Source organism: Amycolatopsis sp. lyj-109 (genome assembly GCF_046548995.1).
Lineage (GTDB): Bacteria > Actinomycetota > Actinomycetes > Mycobacteriales > Pseudonocardiaceae > Amycolatopsis.
Genome location: NZ_JAJPWR010000002.1, coordinates 636,842 through 650,913, shown reverse-complemented (window position 1 = coordinate 650,913; position 14,072 = coordinate 636,842). Strand labels below are relative to the sequence as shown.

Below are 14,072 nucleotides of genomic sequence, written 5' to 3'. Positions count from 1 at the left end.
ATGACGTGCGCGGTCCGGGTGGTTAGGGTGGTCAGGGTTTCGCGGTGGCCGGTGATTACGGAGCGCACATGACGCAGGACAACAGTACTGGGGACCAGCCGCCCCCCGAGCCGCCGGCGCGTGGCTCGATGAGGTTTCAGGACTCGAACACCCAGCCCCGCCAGCCCTCGCTGGCCGAGCAGCGGGCCCGCCAGCAGGCGCTCGCCCAGGAGGAGCGCGACGAGGAACTGGCCCGCCAGGCCGACGCCAAGTCGGCGACGCGGCGCAAGATCCTGATCGGCAGCGGCGTCACGGTCGGGCTCGTCGGCCTGGTCGCGACGTACTACACGGTGGCGAAGACCGAGAACGTCACCGCGGTCTGCACCGACTCGAACGGCGTCGTCCAGAACGACGACGACTGCGACGAGACTTACGTGACCAGCCACGGCGGCTACAGCAGCGGTGGCTTCCTGTTCCTGCCTATCCCGGGCGGCGGCTACAACAGCTACCGGTACAACTACGGCGGCAGCGGCGCGGTCGGCCAGCGGGTGACCGGCGGCACGTACGACGCGCCGTCGTCACGCGCCAACGTCAACACCAAGTCGGGCAAGTCCGTCCAGCGCGGCGGGTTCGGCATCAGCGGCAAGAGCAGCGGAAGCGGCGGCAGCGGCAAGAGCGGGGGATCGTAGGTGTACCGGGATCGGCGTGAGCCGCGGCGCGACTGGCAGCGGATCGTCGAAGAGCAGGGGCTCGTCTACGGCACGCCGGCCCGCGACAGCAGCGGCCGGGTGCGGCCGTACTGGGACGAATCCGTGCACTACGTCTTCGAGATGGACGAGGTCCTCTCACTGGAGGCCGACGTCGAGCTGCTGCACTCGATGTGCCTGGAGGCCGTCGACAACGTCGTGACGACCGAGGGCTACCAGCGCTTCGGCATCCCGGAGTGGGTCTGGCCGCACATCGCCGAGTCGTGGAAGCGGCAGGACCCGCACGTCTACGGCCGGTTCGACCTCCGCTACGACGGCAAGTCGCCGGCGAAGCTGCTCGAGTACAACGCGGACACGCCGACCACGCTGCTGGAGGCGTCGCTGCTGCAGTGGCACTGGAAGACCGACGTCTTCCCGGACGACGACCAGTGGAACTCGATCCACGAGAAACTCGTCGAGCGGTGGGCCTTCCTGCGGGACAAGCTGCCGTCCAACGAGCTGCACTTCACCTGGTCGGCGGCGGACCCGTCCGGCGAGGACAACGTCACGACGGCGTACCTGCAGGAAACCGCGGCCGAAGCCGGTCTCGACACGGTGGGCCTGGCGATCGAGGAGATCGGCTGGGACCCGGTGCTCAAGAGGTTCGTCGACCTCGAAGAGGCGCAGATCGCGACCGTGCTGAAGCTGTACCCGTGGGAGTGGGTGGTCGACGAGGAGTTCGGCCGCCACGCCGTCGAGTCGCTGCCACGGACGCTGTGGATCGAGCCGCTCTGGAAGATGATCCTCTCCAACAAGACGCTGCTGGCGATCCTGTGGGAGAACTACCCGGGCCACCCGAACCTGCTGCCCGCGTTCGCCGACGACCCCGGCCTGCTCACCGAGTACGTCCGCAAGCCGAAGCTGGGCCGCGAGGGCGCGAACGTCCAGATCGTCGCGACCGGCTACGAGACCCAGACCGACGGTGTGTACGGCGCGGAAGGCTTCGTCTACCAGGCGTTCGACCCGCTGCCCGAGTTCGACGGCTACCGGCCGGCGCTCGGCGCGTGGATCGTCGGCGACAGCTCCGCCGGGCTGGGCATCCGCGAAACCGGCGGCCTGGTCACCGACGACGGTGCGGCATTCGTCCCACACCGCATCGTCGAGTCGTGATAAAACACCCCATCGCTGACCTTCCGGGAGAAAACTCGTGACCTCGACGCTTGCGCTGTCCGACACGTTCGGCTCCGACCTCGTGCGGGGGATCGGCGCGATCCTGCTGTACGGCGTCATCGGCCTGCTGCTGATGTTCGCCGGGTTCTACGCCATCGACTGGACCACGCCCGGCAAGCTGTCGAAGCTGGTCACGCAGGGCCTGCCGAACGCCGTGATCGTGACGGCGTCCGGGATGCTCTCGATGGCGTTCATCGTCGTGGTGGCGATCTTCAACTCGGCGAGCGACCTGACCGAGGGCCTGATCACCTCGCTGGTCTACGGCCTGCTCGGGATCATCGTCCAGGTGGTCGCGGTCCGGCTGCTGGAGTGGGCGACCCGCATCGACGTGGCCTCGACCATCGAGAGCGAGAAGTTCGCCCCGGTGAGCATCGTCGTCGCGGCGGCCCACCTCGGCCTGGGCCTCGTGGTGGCGGTCGGCATCTCCTGAGCATTCGCACTAGCGTGGGTGCGTGCGCCTGCTGAGGACACCGGACGACCGGTTCACGGACCTGCCCGACTTCCCCTTCGAACCTCGCTACGTCGAGTTGGCGGATCCCCACGGCGGCCGGATCAGAGTGGGGTACGTCGAGGCGGGCCCGGCGGACGGCCCGGTGGTGCTCCTGCTGCACGGCGAGCCGAGCTGGTCGTTCCTGTACCGGAAAATGCTGCCGGTACTGGCGGCCGCCGGACTGCGGGCGATCGCCCCGGACCTGGTGGGCTTCGGCCGCTCCGACAAGCCGGGCGACCTCGCCGACCACAGCTACGCCCGGCACGTGGAGTGGACGCGCGGGTTCGCGTTCGACGCGCTGGACCTGCGGGACGTGACGCTGGTCGGCCAGGACTGGGGCGGGCTGATCGGACTCCGGCTGGTCGCGGAACACCCGTCCCGCTTCGCCCGGGTGGTGGCATCGAACACCGGCCTGCCGAGCGGCGACCACGACATGCCGCCCCTTTGGCACGCCTTCCGCGAGGCGGTGGAGAAGGCGCCGGTGCTGGACGTCGGGCGGTTCGTGCAGTCGGGGTGTACCTCGGTTCTTTCCGACGCCGAGCGGGCCGCGTACGACGCGCCGTTCCCGAACGAGATGTACAAGGCGGGCCCGCGGGCGATGCCTTCGCTGGTGCCCTACCGGCCGGACAACCCGGCGACGGAGGCCAACCGCGCGGCCTGGAAGACCCTGAGCACGCTGGACCTGCCGTTCCTGGTCGCGTTCTCCGACGGCGACCCCATCACGGGTGGCCTGGCCCCGATCCTGCAGCGCTCGATGAAGGGCGCGCAGGGCCTGGACCACCCGGTGATCGCCGGCGCGGGGCACTTCCTGCAGGAGGACAAGGGTGAGGAACTGGCCGAGCACGTGGCCCGCTTCGTGCGTGGGTGAGCTTCCCTCGATTTCCACGCTGCCGGAGGGGCGCAGGGTTCCGGCAAAGTCGAGGGGGCGGGTCCGAAGGGGGCGGTTTCGGCGGCGCTGGTGTGGCCGCGGTGTCTTGAATGAGTCATTCAGGGCTTCGGAGGTCCTGAATGAGTCATTCAAGACGTTGGCTGAGCTGCGTTGCCGGGTGAGCGAGCCACCGCGACTTTGGCGGGACCCTGCCGCGGTAGAAACACGCGGCAGGAAAGAAAAGAGCGTCCTCGCCGGACAGGCAGGCTCCGGGATGACCACCGGGATCGCTGCCGTCTCGCCTTTGAGAGGTGGGCCGCTGGGTGGTCATCCCGTCGCCTGATTGGGGTCAGGCCAGCGCTGCGTGCGTTGCGGCCAGCGAATCGACCAGGATGTCCAGGCCCTCCTGGGCCTCGTCCGCGGTGAGGGTCATCGGGGGGCCCAGCCGTAGCACGTTGCCGTGCAGGCCGCCCTTGCCGATCAGCAACCCGCGCTTCTTCGTCTCCTCGAGCATGCGGGCCGCCGCGGCCACGAACGGCTCGGTCGTTCCCGGCTTGATCAGCTCGACTCCGATCATCAGACCCTTGCCGCGGACCTCCGCCACCAGCGGAGACGAAGCCGCCCGGAGCCCCGACAGCAACTGTGCCCCCCGGGCCGCGCAGTTCGCCTGCAGGTCGTGGTCCTTGATGTAGTCCAGCACCGCCGTCGCCCCGGCCATCGACACCGGGTTCCCGCCGAACGTCGAGAACGACTGCGCCTGGAAGCAGTCCAGGACGTCCCCGCGCGCCACCACGCCACCCACCGCGAGCCCGTTCCCCAGCCCCTTGGCGAACGTCATCATGTCCGGCGTCACGCCGTGCGCATCGATGCCCCAGAAGTGCTCGCCCGTGCGGCCCCAGCCGGTCTGGACCTCGTCCGAGATGAACAGCACCCCGTACTCGTCCAGGACCTCCTTCATCGCCCGGAACAGCCCGTCCGGCGGCAGGCTGAACCCACCGACCCCCTGGATCGGCTCGGCGATCAGGCAGGCCACGTCGCCCGCCGTCGCCGTGTTCAGCACGTCGACCAGGTCCGCGACGCACGCGTCGATGTAGGCAGCGTCCGAAAGGTCCCGGAACGGGCTGCGGTAGCGGTACCCGCCGTGGACGTAGTTGACCTTGACCGGGCTCAGCGCCGACGCCGACCAGCCGCGGTTGCCGGTGATCGCGACCGTTCCGAACGACCGTCCGTGGTAGGAGTTGCGCATCGCCAGCACCTGGTTGCTGCGGCGGAACTGCGTCGCCAGCATCAGCGCCGTGTCGTTGGCCTCGCTGCCGGAGTTGGTGAAGAACACCTTGGCGTCCGGGATGTTCGACAGCTTCGCGATCCGCTCGGCCAGCTCGACCTGGGAGCGGATCAAGTACAACGTCGACGTGTGCAGGATGCCCGTGTCGAGCTGCTTGCGGACCGCGTCGCCGATCTCGGCGACGTCGTAGCCCATCGAGTTGGTCAGCACCCCCGCGAAGAAGTCCAGGTACGTGCGCCCCTGGGCATCCGTCATCCGGCGGTCGTGCGCGTGCACGATCTCGATCGGCTCTTCGTAGAGCAAGGACATCCAGCTCGGCATCACTGCGCGGTGGCGGGCCAGCAGCTCGTCGGTCATTCGGACGCCTCCTCTGCGGTCTCCAAGGAGTATGGGGAGGCCGTGAACAGCGCTTCAACGATCAGACTGTCGGGATAACCCAGTAGGGACGCACAGTCTGTACGGACTACCCTCAGATCCGTGATTGACCCCAGGACTCTGCGCGATGACCCGGAAGCCGTGCGCGCGTCGCAGCGCGCCCGTGGTGAAGACGAGGGAGTGGTCGACAAACTGCTCTCCCTCGACACCCGGCGCCGGTCTTCGATCGCGGCCGCCGACAAGCTGCGCAACGAGCAGAAGCTCCTGGGCAAGCAGATCCCGAAGGCGCTGCCGGAGGAGAAGCAGCGGCTGCTGGCCACGGCCAAGGAGCTCGCCGCGCAGGTCAAGGCGGCCGAGGCGGAGCAGAACACCGCGTCGGAGGAGTTCGACCAGCTCTTCCGGACCGTGCCGAACCTGGTCCACCCGAGCGCGCCGGTCGGCGGCGAGGACGACTTCAAGGTGGTCAAGCACGTCGGCGAGCCGACGAAGCTCGGCTTCACCCCGAAGGACCACCTCGAGCTGCTCGAAGCGCTTGGCGGCGTCGACATGGAACGCGGCGCGAAGGTCTCGGGCTCGCGGTTCTACTTCCTCACCGGCGTCGGCGCCCAGCTGCAGCTCGGCCTGCTCAACATGGCCATCGCGCAGGCCCTTGACAACGGCTTCACGCCGATGATCACGCCGTCGCTGGTCCGCCCCGAGATCATGGCCGGCACCGGCTTCCTCGGCCAGCACTCGAGCGAGATCTACCACCTCGAAGACGACGACCTCTACCTCGTCGGCACGTCGGAGGTGCCGCTCGCCGGCTTCCACGCCGACGAGATCCTCGACCTCACCGACGGCCCGAACCGCTACGCGGGCTGGTCGTCCTGCTACCGGCGCGAGGCCGGCTCGTACGGCAAGGACACCCGCGGCATCATCCGCGTCCACCAGTTCGACAAGGTGGAGATGTTCGTCTACACCAAGCCGGAGGACGCCGAGGCGGAGCACGAGCGGCTGCTCGGCTGGGAAGAGCAGATGCTCGCCAAGATCGAGGTGCCCTACCGGGTGATCGACACCGCGACCGGCGACCTCGGCACCTCCGCGCACCGCAAGTTCGACTGCGAAGCGTGGATCCCGACGCAGGAGACCTACCGCGAGCTGACCTCGACGTCCAACTGCACGACGTTCCAGGCCCGCCGGCTGTCGGTCCGCTACCGAGGCGAGAACGGCAAGCCGCAGATCGCCGCGACGCTCAACGGCACCCTCGCCACCACCCGCTGGATCGTCGCGATCGTCGAGAACCACCAGCAGGAGGACGGCTCGGTCCGCGTGCCGGAGGCGCTGCGCCCGTTCGTCGGCGGCAAGGAAGTCCTCACGCCTCGCTGAATCGGGCGGATCCGCGGTGCTGCTCCGTTCGTCCCAGTACAGTCCGGGCCGAACGGGAGGACTCATGCGTAACAAGTGGCAGGTCGCAGCGGCGCTGGCGGCCGTGACCGTCGTGACCGGCTGCACGGTGACGGTCGGCGGCTCGGCGTCGCCGGTCCCGGGCCAGGGGCCGATCGTCAAGGCCGTCGACGCCTGCGCGCTGCTCGACCAGGCTCAGGTCGACGCCCTCGGCTACGAGGCCCCGGGGAAGCCGGTCAAGGAGAACAAGGACCGGCTCCAGCCGCCGATGTGCCTGTGGAACTCCAAGGACGACATCGAACCGTCGGCCATCCTCAGCGTCGGCCTCGCCTCGGACATGGACTTCAACGAGTACATCTCCGGCGCCGTCAAGAAGTCCGAGCCGAAGGAGATCGGCGGGCTGACCTGGACGCAGTACGCCTCGATCCTCCCCGACGACTGCACGTTCTACGCCCTGCTCGGCGCCAAGTCCTTCGCCTACGTCGGCGTCTCGGCGGGCAAGCTCGACCGGTCGTGCGAGCTGGCGAAGCTCGCGATCCCGCAGGCCGCGGCGCACCTGCCGGGCGGGCAGGACGCACCGCCGGTCACGCCGTCGAGGTCGGCGAAGCCCGAGCCGGGCGGCCCGCTGCTGTCGGCGGACCCGTGCGCGATGCTGAAGCCGGACCAGGTCTCGCAGCTGAAGGACATCTCGCCCACCGGGGAGAAGGACACCTCGTCCACGGTGCCGAACGCGTCCTACTGCCTCTGGGACGACACCGACGGCGACGGCGGCCAGAAGGCGTTCGAGGTCTGGTTCGGCCCGAGCACACCGGTCGGGGACTGGCCGGGGGCGAAAGGCGTCACCCCGACCGAAACCGTCGACGTCGGCGGCAAGAAGTGGGGCCTGTTCCCGAACATGGGCGGCCTGCGGGTCACCTGCGGCGCGACCCTGGCGATCACCGGCACGTCGTCGGTGCAGGTGGTCAGCGGATTCATCGGCGACGACGCGAAGACCTGCGACCTCGTGAAGCAGGGCTTGCCGCTGGTGACCGCGAACCTGCCCGCTTAGCCCTCGGAAACCTGGTCCGCGATGTGGCGCGCGATCTCCAGCGCGCTCGTCGCGGCCGGCGACGGCGCGTTCAGGACGTGCACCTGGTCGCGCGCGGTCTCGATGAGGAAGTCGTCGACGAGCGAGCCGTCGCGGCGCATCGCCTGGGCGCGCACACCGGAGCCGTGGCGGACGATGTCGGCCTCGGTGACGGCCGGGACGAGCCGCGCGAGGCTCGCGGCGAACCGCTTCTTCGAGAACGAGCGGCGGACCTCTTCGAGCCCGGTCGGGAACGCGTACTTCTTCGCGAGCCGCCAGGCACCGGGGAAGGCGGCGACCTCGGCGACGTCCTTCGGGGAGAAGTCGCGCCAGCGGTAGCCCTCGCGGCGCAGCGCGAGCACGGCGTTCGGGCCGGCGTGGACGCTGCCGTCGAGCATGCGCGTCAGGTGCACGCCGAGGAACGGCAGTGTCGGGTCCGGCACGGGGTAGATCAGGCCCTTGACCAGGTGCCGCCGGTCCGGCTTGAGCTCGTAGTACTCGCCGCGGAACGGCACGATCTTCGCCGACGGCGTCAGCCCGGCCAGCCGCGCGACGCGGTCGGAGTGCAGGCCGGCGCAGTTCACCAGTGCGTCGGCCTGGACCACGTCGTCGCCGGTCGCGACCTCGACACCGCCGGTGTTCCCGGGCCGGATGGCCAGGGCGGGTGAGTTCAGCCGCAGGTCGACGCCGGCTTCGTCGAGCAGCCGGACGAGCGCGTGGCAGACGGCCGGGAAGTCGATGATCCCGGTGGATTCGACGCGCAGCGCGGCGACGCAGGCGACCTCGGGCTCGTACTCGCGCGCCTCGGCCGGCGAGATCTGCTTGGCCGGGACGCCGTTGGCCTCGGCTCGCTCGGCCAGGGTGTTCAGCGCGGGGATCTCCCGCTCGTGGGTCGCGACGACGAGCTTCCCGCACACCTCGACGGGCACGCCGTACTGCCGCGCGAAGTCCACGATGGACCGGTTGCCGGCGACGGACATCCGCGCCTTGAAGGAACCGGGCTTGTAGTACAGCCCGGCGTGCACGACGTTCGAGTTGTGCCCGGTCTGGTGGGCCGCCCAGCGGGATTCCTTTTCCAGGACGGTGACGTCCAGCCCGCGCCTGGTCAGCTCCCAGGCCACGGCCAGACCGACGATCCCGCCCCCGACGACTACCACGTTACGCACGGTCGATCAGGCTACGCGAGTCTTTGCAGGTCGTGTTCCTGGCGTTACCTAACGTTCGTCAGGTACAGTACCTAACCGATGTCAGGTAAGCGGTTGACGCGGGAAGCGCGACGCGAGCGGATCCTCGCGGCGGCCGGCGAAGTGTTCGCTTCGGCGGGCTACGACGCCGCGGGGATGCGCGAGGTCGCGGCGGCCGCCGGGATCAGCACACCGGTGCTCTACGACCACTTCCCGGCGAAGGCGCAGCTGTACGCGGCGCTGCTGGAGTCCGAAGTGGACGGACTGCTGGCCGGCTGGGCCGCGCTGCCGGCGCCGGACGATCCGGAGGTCCTGCTGCGCAGCCGCGTGTCGGCGATCTTCCGCTGGATCGACGCGCACGAGCGCGGCTGGCGGATGATCTTCGCGGAGGCGCCGTCGGACCCGGCGGTCGCCGCGGTGCACCGCCACGGGCAGGCCCGGGCGACGGCCAACCTGGCTTCGCTGTTCCACGGGGTGCCGCTGGACCTGACCTCCGGCATCCCGCGCCCGCTGGCCGACGAGGTGCTGGCGGAGGCGTGCAAGAGCGCCCTGAACTCGATCGCGACGTGGTGGTGGCGCCACCGCGACATCCCACGCGACGAGGTGGTGGCGCTGACGGTCGACCTGCTGTGGCGCGGGCTCGCGACACTGATCAAGGGGGAACGATGAGCACCGAGATCTACCGGCGCGCAGCCGAAACGCGGGACGCCGAACTGGCACTGACGGCGTTCGCGCCGGACGCGGTACTGCATTCGCCGTTGACGTCCCGGGTGCGCTTCACCGGCCACGCCGAACTGCGGCCGCTGATCGCGGTGGCGTACCGGCACCTGACGGACATCCGGTTCCACACGGACACCGGCGACGCGCGGACCCGCGTGCTGGTCTACACCGCGCGGGTCGGCGGCGAGCCGATCGAGGAAGCGGCGCTGCTGAAGCTGAACGACGACGGCCTGATCGAGGAGGCGACGCTGTTCGTGCGGACGTTGCCGGGCTTGGTGGCGCTGATGGACCGCTTCGGCCCGGACATCGCCCGCGAGAACGGCCGGCCGGTGGTGGCGCGGGTGCTCAGCGTGCTGGTGAAGCCGCTGCTGGCGATGGTCCGGTCGGGGGATCGGCGGGCGGTCCCGCTGGTCAGCGGGTGAGGTGTTCCAGCGCCTTCTGGGCCGTCATCCCCAGCCCGGTCCGGTAGGCCCGCTCGAAGCCGGCCACGCCCAGCGACGCCACCAGCCGCGCCCGGACCGCCGAGACGTCCGGGTCGCCGCTGATCGCCGTTCCCCGCACGGTCACCACCGCGCCCAGCAAGACCGCAGCCTGCTCCGGTTCCGCCACCCCCGCCAGGCCTTCCAGGGCGAACGCCACCACGTCGCTCGCGTTCCACTGCCGTCCGATCACCAGTGCCGAGCGGTGCAATCCCGCCGCCTCCGCTGCCCGGCCCTCCGCCAGGGCCAGCCAGCCCAGCGAGACCAGCGCCGTCGCCCGGACCGCCTCCGCCGAGAACGAGCCGCCGGCGCACTCCGCGAGCGCGCGCTCGCACAGCTCCCGGGCCGCGGCCAGCTCGCCCGACAGCCGGGCCAGGTTCGCCAACCCGACGTACGCCGCCGCGCGCGACTCCGGCATGCCCGATCGGCGGGCCGTGGCCGCGGCCAGCTCGTAGTCCGCACGGGCCCGGGCGTGATCTCCCGACAGCAGGTGGTTCCACGCGCGGCGGCAGATCAGGTCCGCGACGTCGTCGGTCGCGCCGATCTCGTGCATCAGGCCGAGCGCCTCATCCATCAGCGGCAGGGCGGCCGCGTACTCACCTCGCCAGGTCAGCAGCTGGGACAGGTGGTCCAGCGCCATCGACAGGCCCCACCGCTCGCCGAGCGCGCGGAACTGCGCCGCGCCCTCGCGCAGGCCTTCTTCGGCGGCCGCCAGGTCGCCCGACATCATCGCCCGCAACCCCATGCCCATCGGCAGCAGTGCCCAGCCCCACGCGTCGCCGGCCGCCAGCAGGCCGCGGCCGATCAGCTCGGCTTCGTCACCCGGTGGGCCGGCCACCACGCCCAGCAGCATCACGAGCATCGGGTTCCGGGGCGTCCAGTCCTCCGTCGTCGCGAACCGGCGGACCAGCGGCAGGTACTGCTCCAGCGACTCGTGCGGCGGCCCGGCCAGCGCACCGAGCACGCACACCAGGAACTCCTCGACGTACTCCTCGCGCACCTCGGGCGAGCACCGCGAAACCACGGCCAGCGACAGCCCGGCGCCCTCGAACCGCCGCCCGCGCATCCACCAGTACATCGCCAGCAGCGGCACCAGCCGCAGCGCCAGCACGACGTCGTTTTCGGTCGACCAGCGGAGTGCGGCCAGGATGTTGTCGTAGTCGGCGTCGATCCGGGCCAGCCATTCCAGCTGCTCCGCCGTCCGCAGCATCGGGTCCGCTTCCCCGGCGAACCGCAGGAAGTACTCGGCGTGCGCGCGGTGGAACGTCTCCGCCTCACCCGCCTCGGCAAGCTTCTCGCCGCCGAACGCGCGGATCGTCTCCAGCATCCGGAACCGGCCGCCGACGGCCTCGACCAGGGACTTGTCGGCCAGCTCCGGCAGCAGGTCGGCGTCCGCGCCGCACACCTCGGCGGCGGCCGCGGCGGTCGCGCCGCCGGCGAACACCGCGAGTCTCCTGGCCAGCGAACGCTCCTCGCCGGTCAGCAGGTCCCAGCTCCACTCGACCACCCCGCGCAGCGAGCGGTGCCGCGCTTCGGCCGTCCGGCTGCCGCGGGCCAGCAGCCGGAAACGGTCGTCGAGCCGGGCCGCGATTTCGCCGAGTTCCCAGGTCCGGACGCGGGCCGCCGCCAGCTCCAGGGCCAGCGGGAGGCCGTCGAGGGCCGCGCAGACGTGCTGGACGTCGCCGATCGTCGACTCGTCGAGTGCGAACGCGGGGTCGCTCGCCGCCGCGCGGTCGGCGAACAGCCGGACGGCGGCGAACTCCCGGGCCTGCGCGGCGGACGTCCCGGGCGGCGGCACGGCCAGCTGCGGCACCGGTGCCAGCTGCTCGCCGGTGATGCCGAGCGGCTCGCGGCTGGTGGCCAGCACCCGCAGCCCCGGGCACGCGGCGAGCAGGCGCGCGGCCAGCCGGGCCGCCACGTCGACGACGTGCTCGCAGTTGTCCAGCACCAGCAGCACCGGGCGGTCGCGCAGCGCCGGCACCAGCCGCTCGACCGGGTCCTGCGGGCCACCGCGCGAGCTCTCGCGCAGGCCGAGCGCGGCCAGCACCGCGCCCGCGACGTCGCCGCCGCCGTGTGGGGCCAGCTCGACGAACGCGACCGGGCCCGCCTGGGCCGCGGCGACCTCGACCGCGAGCCGGGTCTTGCCGGTGCCGCCCGGCCCGGTCAGCGTCACGAGCCGGGCCTGGACCAGCAGCTGCGTCACCTGCCGCAGCTCGGCGTCGCGGCCGACGAAGGTGGTCAGCTGCGCGGGCAACGCAGGCAGGACCGGCGTCTCGGTTTCGCCGCGAAGCACCGCGAGGTGGGCTTCGGCGAGTTCCGGGCCGGGATCGGCGCCCAGCTCGTCGGCCAGCGTGCGGCGGGCGTCTTCGAACGCGGCGAGCGCGTCGGCCGGCCGGCCCGCGGCGGCCAGCGCCCGGACCAGCTGCGCGCGCGGCCGTTCCCGCAGCGGGTGTGCGGCGACGGTCTCCCGCAGGCCGGCCAGAACGTCTTCGGCCTGCCCGAGTGCCAGCCGGGCCTCGACGTGGTCGTCCACGGCGTCCGCGCGCAGCTCCCCGAGCCGGGTGGCCTGCGCGGCGGCGAACGGCGCGTCGGCCAGGTCGGTGAACGCGAGCCCGCGCCACAACGCCAGTGCTTCGCCCAGCACGTACGCCGCCCGCGCATGCTCGCCGTTCTTCAGCAGCCCGCGGCCTTCGCGGGTGAGACGTTCGAAGCAGTGAACGTCTACTTCGTCCGGTGCGACAGCCAGCCGGTACCCGGCCGCGGTGAACTCGACCGGCGCGAGGTCCTTCAGCACCGTCCGCAGCCGCGACACCTGCGACTGGAGGGCGTTCGCGGCGCCGTCCGGCGGGTATTCGCCGTACATGCCGTCGATCAGCCGTTCGGCCGGGACGAACCGGCCGGCCTCGAGCGCGAGCAGCGCCAGCAGCGTCCGCGACCGCGGGCCGCCCACCGCCACCTGCGTGCCGTCCGGGCGCCACGCGGCGACGGCCCCCAGCACCCCGAATCGCATGGACCCAGCCTAAGACGTCCCCGACCTGCGGCGGGTGTCCCTCCAAAGGGGAGTTCGGCGTGGGCCTGTGAATCACCTGAGCGTGCGTATATACACTTCGCCGGGTCCCCACGCAATGGGAGAGGTATGTCGTCCGACAGTGTTGAACTCCGCCTCCGCGGGAAAGAGTCCGTCGGCGGGATTGCCCTAGGTCAACCCACCGTGGGCGAAGAAGAGCTCGCCGCTGTCGCCGAGGTCTTCCGGTCCGGCTGGCTGGCCGGCGCCGGACCGGCGTGCCGCCGCTTCGAGGAGCGGTTCGCCCAGGTCACCGGCACGGCGCACGCATTGACGACCGCGAACTGCGGCTCGGCGCTCTTCCTCGGGCTCAAGGTCCTCGGCGTCCAGCCGGGCGACGAGGTGATCGTCGGCGACTACACGTTCCCCGCGACCGGCCACGCCGTCGTGCAGGCCGGCGCGAAGCCGGTGTTCGCCGACATCCGCCCGGACGTCTTCAGCGCGGACCCGGCGCACGTCGAAGCCCTGGTCACGCCGAAGACGGTGGGGATACTCGCGGTCGACGTCGCCGGCCAGCCCGGTGACTTCGACGAATACCGCGCGATCGCCGACAAGCACGGCCTCTGGCTCTTCGAGGACGCCGCCTGCGCCGCGGGCGCGACGTACAAGACGCGCCCGGCCGGCAGCCTCGCCGACCTCGCCGCGTTCTCCTTCCACGGCCGCAAGGGCATCACCGCGGGCGAGGGTGGCGCGCTGGTCTCCGACCGCGAAGACCTCATCGGCCGCGCCCGCAAGCTGCACACCTACGGCATCGAGCCGGCCATCAGCCGCGAGGGCTCGGACACGCTGCCCATCCCGGAGTTCCACGAGCTCGGCTACAACTTCCGCCTGTCGGACGTCCAGGCCGCGATCATGAACGTCCAGCTCGACCGCCTCCCGGACCTCCTCGCCGCCCGCCGCTCGGTCGCGAAGCGCTACCACGAGGCGTTCGAGGACATGGCGAACACCGGCGCGCTGACGATCCCTGTCGAGCTGCCGGACCGCGAGCACCCGTGGCAGGCCTACCTGCTCACGGTCGCGCCCGGGGTCAGCCGCGACACCCTCGCCCTGCGGATCCGCTCTCAGGGTGTCCAGTGCAACTTCGGCACGTACGCGTCGCACCTGCAGCCGATCTACGGGCCTCAGGCCCCGCTGCCCGTCTCGGCTGACGCGTTCGCACGTCAGCTCGCCATCCCGATGCACGCCAACCTCACCGATGCCGAAGTCACCCGCGTCGCCGAGGTCGTGCGCGAAGCCGTGCAGTCCCTGTCCTGAAGCCACCGA

General features: G+C 71.0%; 12 protein-coding genes. 9 read left to right on the top strand and 3 right to left on the bottom strand.

Annotation, left to right across the window (positions count from 1 at the left end; translation table 11 throughout):
- Positions 1–68 precede the first annotated feature (68 nt).
- The 4 genes from ACLJQF_RS06940 to ACLJQF_RS06925 are packed head-to-tail and all read left to right on the top strand — an operon-like array spanning position 69 to position 3,253.
- Positions 69–668 (top strand): hypothetical protein, encoded by a 600-nt coding sequence (locus ACLJQF_RS06940; RefSeq protein ID WP_410607356.1) that lies wholly within the window; start codon positions 69–71, stop codon positions 666–668.
- Positions 669–1,835: a glutathionylspermidine synthase family protein gene (locus tag ACLJQF_RS06935; protein ID WP_410607355.1), complete on the top strand. Its 1,167-nt coding sequence runs from the start codon at positions 669–671 to the stop codon at positions 1,833–1,835.
- Positions 1,836–1,872: 37 nt separating this feature from the next.
- Positions 1,873–2,325, top strand: a complete 453-nt coding sequence (locus ACLJQF_RS06930; RefSeq protein WP_410607354.1) for a DUF350 domain-containing protein — start codon at positions 1,873–1,875, stop codon at positions 2,323–2,325.
- Between the two features lie 22 nt (positions 2,326–2,347).
- On the top strand, positions 2,348–3,253 hold the full coding sequence (locus tag ACLJQF_RS06925) for a haloalkane dehalogenase (RefSeq protein WP_410607353.1): 906 nt from the start codon (positions 2,348–2,350) through the stop codon (positions 3,251–3,253).
- 349 nt (positions 3,254–3,602) lie between these two features.
- Here the strand turns inward: ACLJQF_RS06925 and ACLJQF_RS06920 are convergent, their stop codons facing one another.
- Positions 3,603–4,895 (bottom strand): aspartate aminotransferase family protein, encoded by a 1,293-nt coding sequence (locus ACLJQF_RS06920; protein ID WP_410607352.1) that lies wholly within the window; start codon positions 4,893–4,895, stop codon positions 3,603–3,605.
- Between the two features lie 120 nt (positions 4,896–5,015).
- Here ACLJQF_RS06920 and serS point away from each other — a divergent pair, with 120 nt between their 5' ends.
- Both serS and ACLJQF_RS06910 read left to right on the top strand, forming a co-directional pair.
- Positions 5,016–6,278, top strand: coding sequence for a serine--tRNA ligase (gene serS / locus ACLJQF_RS06915; protein ID WP_410607351.1), 1,263 nt, complete (start codon positions 5,016–5,018; stop codon positions 6,276–6,278).
- Between the two features lie 64 nt (positions 6,279–6,342).
- On the top strand, positions 6,343–7,344 hold the full coding sequence (locus tag ACLJQF_RS06910; protein ID WP_410607350.1) for a DUF3558 family protein: 1,002 nt from the start codon (positions 6,343–6,345) through the stop codon (positions 7,342–7,344).
- Here ACLJQF_RS06910 and lhgO read toward each other — a convergent pair.
- On the bottom strand, positions 7,341–8,528 hold the full coding sequence (lhgO, locus tag ACLJQF_RS06905; RefSeq protein ID WP_410607349.1) for an L-2-hydroxyglutarate oxidase: 1,188 nt from the start codon (positions 8,526–8,528) through the stop codon (positions 7,341–7,343). The two genes, ACLJQF_RS06910 and lhgO, sit on opposite strands and share 4 nt — an antisense overlap.
- Positions 8,529–8,606: 78 nt before the next feature.
- On the opposite strand from lhgO, the gene ACLJQF_RS06900 reads away from it, so the two are divergent.
- Together ACLJQF_RS06900 and ACLJQF_RS06895 are read left to right on the top strand one after the other, a co-directional pair.
- Positions 8,607–9,215 (top strand): TetR/AcrR family transcriptional regulator, encoded by a 609-nt coding sequence (locus ACLJQF_RS06900; protein WP_410607348.1) that lies wholly within the window; start codon positions 8,607–8,609, stop codon positions 9,213–9,215.
- Complete coding sequence (locus tag ACLJQF_RS06895; RefSeq protein ID WP_410607347.1) at positions 9,212–9,688, top strand: nuclear transport factor 2 family protein; 477 nt, start codon at positions 9,212–9,214, stop codon at positions 9,686–9,688. The genes ACLJQF_RS06900 and ACLJQF_RS06895 overlap by 4 nt, the downstream gene beginning before the upstream one ends.
- Here ACLJQF_RS06895 and ACLJQF_RS06890 read toward each other — a convergent pair.
- Complete coding sequence (locus tag ACLJQF_RS06890) at positions 9,678–12,755, bottom strand: BTAD domain-containing putative transcriptional regulator (RefSeq protein WP_410607346.1); 3,078 nt, start codon at positions 12,753–12,755, stop codon at positions 9,678–9,680. The genes ACLJQF_RS06895 and ACLJQF_RS06890 overlap by 11 nt on opposite strands.
- 201 nt (positions 12,756–12,956) lie before the next feature.
- On the opposite strand from ACLJQF_RS06890, the gene ACLJQF_RS06885 reads away from it, so the two are divergent.
- A complete protein-coding gene (locus ACLJQF_RS06885; RefSeq protein WP_410607345.1) occupies positions 12,957–14,063 on the top strand; it encodes a DegT/DnrJ/EryC1/StrS family aminotransferase in 1,107 nt (368 codons plus the stop codon).
- Positions 14,064–14,072 lie beyond the last annotated feature (9 nt).

What these genes read in the sequence shown, in the direction of transcription:
- ACLJQF_RS06940 (WP_410607356.1), top strand. Translation starts at nt 69, where the DNA reads ATGACGCAGGACAACAGTACTGGGGACCAGCCGCCCCCCGAGCCGCCG.
- ACLJQF_RS06900 (WP_410607348.1), top strand. Translation starts at nt 8,607, where the DNA reads ATGTCAGGTAAGCGGTTGACGCGGGAAGCGCGACGCGAGCGGATCCTC.
- ACLJQF_RS06910 (WP_410607350.1), top strand. Translation starts at nt 6,343, where the DNA reads ATGCGTAACAAGTGGCAGGTCGCAGCGGCGCTGGCGGCCGTGACCGTC.
- ACLJQF_RS06895 (WP_410607347.1), top strand. Translation starts at nt 9,212, where the DNA reads ATGAGCACCGAGATCTACCGGCGCGCAGCCGAAACGCGGGACGCCGAA.
- ACLJQF_RS06890 (WP_410607346.1), bottom strand. Translation starts at nt 12,755, where the DNA reads ATGCGATTCGGGGTGCTGGGGGCCGTCGCCGCGTGGCGCCCGGACGGC.
- ACLJQF_RS06920 (WP_410607352.1), bottom strand. Translation starts at nt 4,895, where the DNA reads ATGACCGACGAGCTGCTGGCCCGCCACCGCGCAGTGATGCCGAGCTGG.